The sequence below is a fragment of the Oleiphilus sp. HI0066 genome (assembly GCF_001635725.1).
Genome location: NZ_LWFH01000025.1, coordinates 20602 through 29624 on the forward strand (window position 1 = coordinate 20602; position 9023 = coordinate 29624).

At 44.4% G+C, this 9023-nt stretch carries 7 protein-coding genes and 4 tRNA genes; 2 read left to right on the forward strand and 9 right to left on the reverse strand.

The genetic code is table 11. The features are described 5' to 3' along the window. Positions 1 to 12 precede the first annotated feature (12 nt). Positions 13 to 987 (forward strand): DUF1853 family protein, encoded by a 975-nt coding sequence (locus A3738_RS00795; protein WP_068477312.1) that lies wholly within the window; start codon positions 13 to 15, stop codon positions 985 to 987. On the opposite strand, the gene A3738_RS00800 is transcribed toward A3738_RS00795, so the two are convergent. From A3738_RS00800 to A3738_RS00810, 3 genes are all read right to left on the reverse strand, one after another. Then, positions 957 to 1919 carry a 1-aminocyclopropane-1-carboxylate deaminase/D-cysteine desulfhydrase gene (locus tag A3738_RS00800; RefSeq protein ID WP_068500224.1) on the reverse strand — a complete coding sequence of 321 codons (963 nt, stop codon included), beginning with the start codon at positions 1917 to 1919 and terminating at the stop codon, positions 957 to 959. The genes A3738_RS00795 and A3738_RS00800 overlap by 31 nt on opposite strands. 1 nt (position 1920) lies before the next feature. Beyond that, entirely contained in the window at positions 1921 to 3252 is a 1332-nt protein-coding gene (locus tag A3738_RS00805) for a hypothetical protein (RefSeq protein WP_068477315.1), read from the reverse strand. A 160-nt stretch (positions 3253 to 3412) separates the two neighbouring features. Next, a complete protein-coding gene (locus tag A3738_RS00810; RefSeq protein WP_068477317.1) occupies positions 3413 to 5455 on the reverse strand; it encodes an NADPH-dependent 2,4-dienoyl-CoA reductase in 2043 nt (680 codons plus the stop codon). Positions 5456 to 5616: 161 nt separating this feature from the next. Between A3738_RS00810 and A3738_RS00815 the strand changes: the two genes are divergently transcribed. Then, entirely contained in the window at positions 5617 to 6657 is a 1041-nt protein-coding gene (locus tag A3738_RS00815; RefSeq protein WP_068477319.1) for an AraC family transcriptional regulator, read from the forward strand. 16 nt (positions 6658 to 6673) lie between these two features. Here the strand turns inward: A3738_RS00815 and A3738_RS00820 are convergent. The 6 genes from A3738_RS00820 to A3738_RS00845 form a co-directional block, all read right to left on the reverse strand. Further along, positions 6674 to 6750, reverse strand: a tRNA-Asp gene (locus A3738_RS00820). Between the two features lie 41 nt (positions 6751 to 6791). Then, positions 6792 to 6867, reverse strand: a tRNA-Val gene (locus tag A3738_RS00825). A 19-nt stretch (positions 6868 to 6886) separates the two neighbouring features. Then, a tRNA-Asp gene (locus A3738_RS00830) sits at positions 6887 to 6963 on the reverse strand. A 31-nt stretch (positions 6964 to 6994) separates the two neighbouring features. Beyond that, positions 6995 to 7070, reverse strand: a tRNA-Val gene (locus tag A3738_RS00835). A 138-nt stretch (positions 7071 to 7208) separates the two neighbouring features. After that, on the reverse strand, positions 7209 to 8375 hold the full coding sequence (locus A3738_RS00840; protein ID WP_197472313.1) for a DUF2846 domain-containing protein: 1167 nt from the start codon (positions 8373 to 8375) through the stop codon (positions 7209 to 7211). A 59-nt stretch (positions 8376 to 8434) separates the two neighbouring features. Further along, on the reverse strand, positions 8435 to 9023 hold a 589-nt coding region (locus A3738_RS00845), incomplete at its 5' end, for a hypothetical protein (protein WP_231876487.1).

Below are 9023 nucleotides of genomic sequence, written 5' to 3' on the forward strand. Positions count from 1 at the left end.
ATTGCATTACAAATGGTTTCTAAGCTGCAATACAAATCTTATTCTTCAATAGATCACATCAAGCTCGCGCTAAATAATTTGAACTGGCTTATCGCGCAGAAAGACATCGTAAACATCGATGTTCAGACCATTGCGGCATTGCATAAGACCTGCGCATCTTTCGATGACAAACTTAATGAGCAGCGCCTTAGACCGCAACTCGAGGAAATACTTCAGAACAGTAACAGTCACTTTCTAGGCCCTCATGTAGAGTCGCTCTGGCAATGCTACCTAGAATACAGTGAACGATATGAACTACTGGCCAAAAACCTTCAAATCAATGTCGACGGCGTGACACTTGGCGAGTTTGATTTTCTAGTACACGACAAACACACTGAACAAATTATTCACCAAGAGCTCGCTATTAAGTTCTATCTCGGCGTGCCGTACTCTTCCGGTTCATCTACTCAAACATATTGGGTCGGCCCAAACCAAATTGATCGGCTCGATATAAAACTGCGACATCTTAATGAACACCAACTGAGACTCAGCGAACACCAAGAAACATTCTCTAGCCTAGAGCACTTTGGTGCACCGCCGTTTTCCACGGAATGTATTATTCGCGGCAGGTTATTTCTACCATTCAACTCTGTATTAAGAGATCAAATGAGCCTTGAAGATGTAAACGAAGACGCCTACCAGCATAGCGTATGGGTTCATGTATCAGAGTTTCAGGATTGGTATGCATTACATCCTTGGGCTGACACATTTTTTGTCTTAAAAAAGAAGCAATGGCTCGACATTCAGGTAGAGCAAAACGACGCGCTCAACTTATCAGAGCTGCAAGAATCAATAGAGCAAGATGTAGAGAAAGAAGGGCGGGCTATTTTAGTTTTAGCTACTGACAAAAAATCAAAACAAGCCAAGCTTTTATTCGTGGTGCACGGCACATGGTTAAACAAAGGCTACGAACAAATTCAGGAAGATCGAAACCCTCTCCAACCTTGAAGCCCACCAGTATGAAGCAACATAGCATTTACTGACTCACCCAACTTATGATGCGCAAACTGATGCACTAAAGCATATAGCGCTTTGCTGGTATATACCGGATCTAACATCAGGCCGTATTCTGATTGAACACTAGAAATGAAGTTTCTTAAAAGCGGCGACATTTTAGCAAAGCCACCATGGTGATAATCATGCCAAATTTCAACCTGCTCGGGACTCTTACCTGGAATGTATTTGGCAGCCCGTTGCGACAGATCCTCTGCCCCCTTCAATGCTGACACACCTACAACCCTTGCAGAGTCACCCACTCCATTATGCAGGCCCGCTAACGTTGTACCCGAACCAACCGGCGTTAAAATTAGATCGTATCGATCTAGATCAAGCGTTTGAAATAGGGACGCCACACCCTTTACCCCATCAACCCCTTCACCACCTTCAGGAATCACAAGGGAGGGAGGAAACAGCGCCTGAACATGTTCCAAACCAGGTACTTCAGCATGACGACGATAATCTTGCCTATCCATCCACTCCAAACTCATCCCCCACTTAAGACAATCTTGTAGTGTCGGTGATAATTTATCGGAAACCGGAGCATGCCCTCTTACGATGCCAGTCGTGCGAAAACCAAATAAATAACCTGCATAGGCAAGTGCGTGAAGATGATTGGAAAAGGGGCCGCCAAAACTGACGAGATGAGAAATATTCTGCTGCGATGCAGAGAGCAAATAGTGCTTTAACTTAAACCATTTATTTCCTGAGATAAATGGATGCACTTTATCAAGCCGCAGTACATCCACTCTGAGCTCACGATACCGACTAGTATCAAAATAGCGATCAACTATACCTGACAAGTCATACGAAGAAATTTCCAGAGGATGCTCAAAATCTTGCGCCATCTCATGGAAAGTGACTTCCCCGTTTAGACCCTGCATATCAAATATCCATACGATGCAGATCGCAACGATCACTAATACCTACTTCAAAATCAGTAGGGTTATCACAAACACGCACTTTGTTATGGCACAAAGTACCGTCATCATGGGGTTCCTGACACAACGGGCTTTCAAAATGCGCTAACCAAGCACGGTAAACCTTCTCGCTGACTTTTGCTTTTTCAGCCACGAATGCCATTGGGTTCTCGGCATAACGAAGTATGTCAATCGATGTCATTGATATATGACCCACACCCGCGTGATACGCCACATAAACAACTTCCATCTCTTTTAGCTTTTCAACCAAATCATTCGAGCCCAAACCATCAGACATTGTCTCTTTAAGCTCTTCCAATTCTGCGCGAAGTAAATCTTCCCGCTCATCGCGGTATGCTAAATCCAAGTCTCTACGATCTAATTGCTCTCGCAACAAAACGATTTCAGCTTCTAGTTTCTGCTTCTCTAGCGCATCTTTCTCTTCAGAGCTCGCATTTTTAAGCTTCTCTTGAAGCTCTTCTACCACCTGAGTTTGGCCACTCACTTTATCTTGCAGATCAATATACTGCTCATTTCGAGAACTTAACTTTTCTTGCAAGCGTTCGTTACTTACCTTGAGCTGCTCGAGATTTTGTTTGAGGGATTGAATTTCATTTTTATATGCATGAACAATAATGCGCTGTTCACGATCAATTTCAGAGTTTGATCGTTCCTTGTGCTTTTCTAGGGTACGAATCCGTAAGCGCTGCTCTTTCAGAATACGCGCTAACTTAACTCGTTTATCTGCATCCGCATCAATCGCTGTAGAGCTTTGATCAGAGCCACCTAAAACAGGTAAATCATCTTCATTATCGCTAGCACCAAGAGTTGGAATGCCAACAGGTTCTCCCTCTGGTTTTTCTTGAAACCTAAATCGTAAACGATTGGTATTGACCGCTTTGCGAACCGCTAAAAAATCATTCGTTCCAGGATTCATATCTGGATCCCAAAGATCCTCTTGGTGCCAATTAATCGAACACTGAGAACGACAAGCTAAGCGAATTGGTCCTCCGCCCAGATCTGGGCCACTACCGCTAATTGAGGCTAGTTTCTCGACAGGAAGATTCCATGAGGTGTCTGCATGACTTTCTTCGTCAAAGTAAATTTTGAAAAAGACAAGCGCGTCAATATCGCCATACCCGTCAATGACCGTATACACAGCATGAGCATCTTCATCCACATATTCCGGAATCGAACTTAAACCATCTAGTAATGCTTCGAATTCCGAAAACAACATTTGACGCGAAACCGAGTTGTTCTTCATAAAGAAAACGGCTTCGTTGGCTGCCTGCCCCATAATTACCCCAAAAACACCATCAATTTAAACTTATCTAACCGAAAGTTTAGATGATGCTAGAAGAAGCACACTGTTTTCTTTTATTGCTCAGACAGACTTAATTCACAAATATAAAAAAAGGGCCAACAGGCCCTTTATATTCATATCAACACAAACGTGCTTATAGCTCAGCCGCTAAACGAGATCCTTGATTGATTGCGCGTTTAGCATCCAGTTCAGCAGCAACATCCGCACCGCCAATAAGGTGCACGTTAACACCTGATGATTCCAGACCATCTTGTAGCTCTCGCAAAGGATCTTGGCCTGCACAAATGATAATGGTATCGACATCAAGCACTTTAGGTTCCGTGCCAATCATTACATGAAAACCGTCATCGTCGATCTTTTCGTAATTAACAGAGTTAACCAGCTTAACATTTCGATGCTTCAAAGACGTACGATGAATCCAACCAGTTGTCTTGCCAAGGTTTTTTCCTACTTTAGAAGACTTACGTTGAAGCAAATACACTTCTCGCTCAACTTCAGGATGAACGGGCTGGACACCCTTAATGCCACCCTGATGATCCATATTTAGATCAACACCCCATTCCTCCATGAACGCAGGAATATTCAAGCTTGGCGACTCGCCTTTGTGCGTGATGAATTCTGAAACATCAAAACCAATACCGCCCGCACCAACAACAGCAACTTTTTTACCAATTGGCTTAGCGCCTTTTAACGCTTCAAGGTAGGTCACTACCTTCTCGTGTTCAACACCCGGAATCTCAGGAGTACGAGGTTTGATGCCTGTTGCTAGGATGACTTCATCAAAGCCTTGCGCTTTTAAATCTTCCACTTCAACACGCGTATTCAACTGAAGATCTACACCATGCTTTTTGATCATTTCACCGAAGTAACGAAGCGTTTCGTAAAACTCCTCCTTACCCGGAATCAATTTAGCGATATTAAACTGCCCGCCAATTTCGCTCGCTTGATCAAATAAGGTCACATCGTGGCCACGCTCAGCTGCTACGGTAGAAGCTGCAAGGCCAGCTGGACCTGCACCAACCACGGCAATTTTCTTAGGAGAAGCCGTCTTAACGTAGCTAAGCTCTGTTTCATGACATGCGCGAGGGTTTACCAAGCACGAGGTCAACTTCATTGAGAAGGTATGATCTAAGCATGCCTGGTTACAACCAATACATGTATTGATTTCGTTCGCCTTACCTTCTGCAGATTTATTTACAAAATCAGAGTCCGCAAGGAAAGGTCGTGCCATAGACACCATATCGGCGTGACCATTTGCCAATACATCTTCCGCAACGTCAGGCGTGTTGATGCGGTTCGTCGTTACAAGAGGAATACCTATCTCGCCTTTCAACTTCGCCGTCACTTTTGTGAAAGCCGCTCGCGGAACCATCGTAGCAATCGTTGGAACTCGCGCCTCGTGCCAACCAATCCCGGTATTGATGATCGTTGCACCCGCTTTTTCAATTTCTTTCGCTAACTGAACAACCTCTTCCCAAGTGCTTCCGTCTTCAATTAGATCAAGCATCGAAAGACGATAAATAATGATGAACTCTTCACCAACACGCTCACGCACACGGCGGACAATTTCGATTGGCAAGCGAATACGATTTTCGTAAGAACCGCCCCACCGATCTGTACGCTTGTTTGTGTGAGAAACGATAAACTGATTAATAAAGTAGCCTTCAGAGCCCATTACTTCGACACCGTCGTAGCCGGCTAACTGAGCCATTGCAGCACTATTCGCAAACGCTTCAATCTGTTCTTCAATACCCTCTTCATCTAACTCTTTTGGAACAAAGGGATTGATCGGCGCTTTAATCGCAGAGGGTGCGACTTGCATAGGGTGATAAGCGTAACGCCCTGCATGCAATATCTGCATACAGATTTTTCCACCTTCTTTGTGTACCGCTTCAGTGACAACTCTATGGTGTTCAGCTTCTTCTGGCGTACTCATTTTTCCTGCACCCGGGCCAACAGCTCCCTCGGGATTTGGCGCAATACCGCCCGTTACAATGATGCCAACACCACCTGCAGCACGTTCAGCATAGAATGCGGCCATTTTTTCAAAGCCATTTGGAGACTCTTCAAGACCGGTATGCATTGAACCCATCAACACACGATTCTTGAGAGTCGTAAAGCCAAGATCTAATGGCTCTAATAAATTCGGGTAACTTTGGCCTGCTTGCTGCGTCATTATTTTCTCCAAAAACCTATCTTACGTTCACGCCTATAAAAGCGATTGTACAAACACTCAAATAAGAGCGAGGCAATAAATTACCGAGTACACAAGGCCGCATCAATAACATCAGTAAACATTTTTATCACTTTATTAAACATTTACGCTAACATAAGAGAATGATTCCTATTCAGAAACTGTCGCTAGGCGATATCACAGTTAACTTTGCTAGCGTCGTCCTCAATACGCTAGCCGAACACAATATTGATCCACTCCCTGTGCAAAAGGCATTTGGACTGAATAATGAACACCTCAGCACACCAGACGCACGAATCAGTATTCCTAAGTATATGAGACTAGGGAGAGAAGCCGCTCGCATGACTCGAAGTCCATCAATTGGCTTAGAATTTGGAAGAAACACCTTAGATAGCCATATTGGGCTTGCGGGATATACAGCGGCCTGCGCGCCAACACTTCAACAATCCTTGTCACATATCATTGATATGGAGCTACTAAACAGTCGCAACACTAGGGGAAAGTCATCTCATTTTATGAAAGATGGCCGGCTTCATTGTCAGTTTTATTCCATTAGCCCATACAATAGGTATAACTATTTTGTTGTCGACACGATGCTCGCCTCATGGTGGTCTTTCACTCAACGTCATTGCCCCGAAGCTGAATGTCACCATATTGAGATCGAATACCCTTTGCCATCATACAAAGAAGATTTCGAAGACTTTTTTCAATGCCCCGTTTTATTTGGCCAATCAAAAAATGCATTGATCCTTAAGCGAGGACACGAGACATTCGCACTCAATCAGTCCCATCAACCAACATTCTCAAAAATGCAGGCTATATGCGAACAAGAACTTATGACTTGGAAATCAGGAAAAAGCATTTCAGACCAAGTCATAGATTTGATCTCTGAAAATCTTAGCGGTAAACCACCGGAAATTGACTTGATAGGGAAAAAACTTGGATTAGCAGGCTGGACGCTTAGAAGAAAACTAGCGCAGGAAGGTCATCATTATCAAACACTATTAGATAATACACGTAACGCCTTGGCTCAGAGCTATGTGAGAGATACAGGGCTCAACTTCACTGAAATTACGTTTATTCTAGGATTTTCTTCACCATCATCATTTCAGCGCGCGTTCAAACGTTGGACAGGCATAAGTCCAGGCGCTTACCGAAGAGACATAAAGAAAAAGGAATTTTGACATAAGGAATTTAAAGTGGCGGACCGGACGGGACTCGAACCCGCGACCCCCGGCGTGACAGGCCGGTATTCTAACCAACTGAACTACCGGTCCGCATCTTTAAAACTAAGACCTAAAGAGTCGACTTTAGGATTTGGTGGGTGGTACAGGGATCGAACCTGTGACCCTCGCCTTGTAAGGGCGATGCTCTCCCAGCTGAGCTAACCACCCATCAGGGTGACAGCTTAAGTGGCGGACCGGACGGGACTCGAACCCGCGACCCCCGGCGTGACAGGCCGGTATTCTAACCAACTGAACTACCGGTCCGCATCTTAAAGCTGTTTCGATTTAAGTAATTTGGTGGGTGGTACAGGGATCGAACCTGTGACCCTCGCCTTGTAAGGGCGATGCTCTCCCAGCTGAGCTAACCACCCCTGCTCAAATCGAGATGCGCATTCTAAGGATTTAGGCCTAACTGTCAACACCTTTTTAGAGATTTTTTATCGAAACTTTATGTGTTTTTAAGCCGTACTCAAAACAGGCAAAAAAGTCGTTCAACAATTAATCAACAACTAATTTAAGGTCGCCAAAATCCTATTTTTCTCTTCCTTACGCTCGCTTGATTCAGAACGACCTGGAACAGGAAGAGACTTCACAAGTGGATACTCTTGGCCAAATGGCCAAAACCAAAAAAACTCTTCGTAATCCGTTGAATCTGTCGCGAACTCCGGAGCATAAGGTGCTGGCGCAATATTTCCAGACTTCGCAGCGCGCTCAAGCCTCTCTAACGTTAACTCATCATTCAATGAAAGATCTCTGCGAGGCTCGCGCCACGGAGCAAGCCAATTCACTTGCGGCGTTCTTCGACGATCTATTTCCGCTAAATAAGCATCGACATCTTCATGATATAAATAAAGCTCTTGCTCAAGAGTCAATGTGTCTTGCCCTTTCAGCTCTCTATACATATCACTTGGCAGATACCAGATTGGAAAGCCCCATAAGAAGTTATTTGACCACGGCCAAATAATTGAGAACCAACCATAGTCTTGCATCGTTCCATTCAAGAGTTCCTCTGCCTGTTCAGCATCAGAAGCCGTCCAGAAAGATGGTTCCAAATAACGCGTATGCGGCATTTCTTCCATGGCTAGATCACGGCCAACCAATTGAACGTCTGCCGATGCCATCTCGTCATCCGGCGCTAAATCGGGGTGCAACTCACGAGGTAGGAATACTTCAGAATGTCGTACGTAAAAAATTTGACCAGGATTGAGCTCTAGGCCGACATCGGCTTGCAAATTCATGTCGAAAGCGATCATCAACTTATCATCGAAAGCCTCGAAGCCAAGCATCGGTAAAAAGCTCTTTCTTACTGCGAAGTCGTAACTTCCAGCAGGAAGCTCTACGACAGTCCAACTGCCGGAGCGAAGATTAAATACGAGCTCGTCGTTCAAGTAATAACTCGGCGCTTCCATCTCTTCATCTGCCCATTGGCTACTTGGGCGGTAAAAGTAGATCAGTGCGTTAACTTCACTATCCCATTCGGTAGATTTTAATTCTTGAAATGGTCGACCTGTTTCATTCGGAAAGTAATACGAACCGAAATTCCGCCCAGTCGACCAATAAATCGATGGATACCAACCACGACCCTGTTTGTGAAAAGGCTTTGAATAAGGTGCGGTTGTATCAGAGAACGCAACATTAGAAACGCCGAGCATCGCGACCACAAGCGTCGCGCTCAAACAAAGTCGAAATAGCAAGTAAAAGTAATTCATTCCTGAAGTATACCAATGAGCCCTAATTAATTTTGCGAAGTACTAGGCGATTTGCTTGCCAACACGGCTAGTTTCAACTCATTTAATTGGCGTTCAAGCCCAACAATTCTCTCATTGATCTGTCGTCGACTTGCGTTGATAGAAGCAATAGATTCCGTATTTTCAGCCACGGCCTTACTGTTATTTGGCTGAGAATTTATATTGCGCGCCAACTCCGCAACACTTTGCTCTAGCGACTCACGCGTCAACGATAGCTCACTCGCAACATTGGCGCTTTGCTTCTTAATCAGGCCAATCTGATCCGCCATCGCCTGATTATTCCCTAATCTAACTTCTAGCTGCTTGAGCATTTGCTCTTGCTTCGCAACAGAAGCCTCCAAAGGTTTTAGATCTTTGTTTTTCAAAGCATTGAGCTGTAGCTTCACGCTATCAACTCTATCTTTATTTTCAGCAATTGCTTTGCGATTTTTATCTCCTGCAACGCCCCAAAGCTTACGCATTTCAGAATCTAAAAATTTAAGTTGTTTAGTTGCACTACTACCAGCTTGCTCAATTTCCGCTCCCGCTTCATTAAGCTCACCTTCCAATCGCGCCATAGAAAGCTTACTTTGGTTA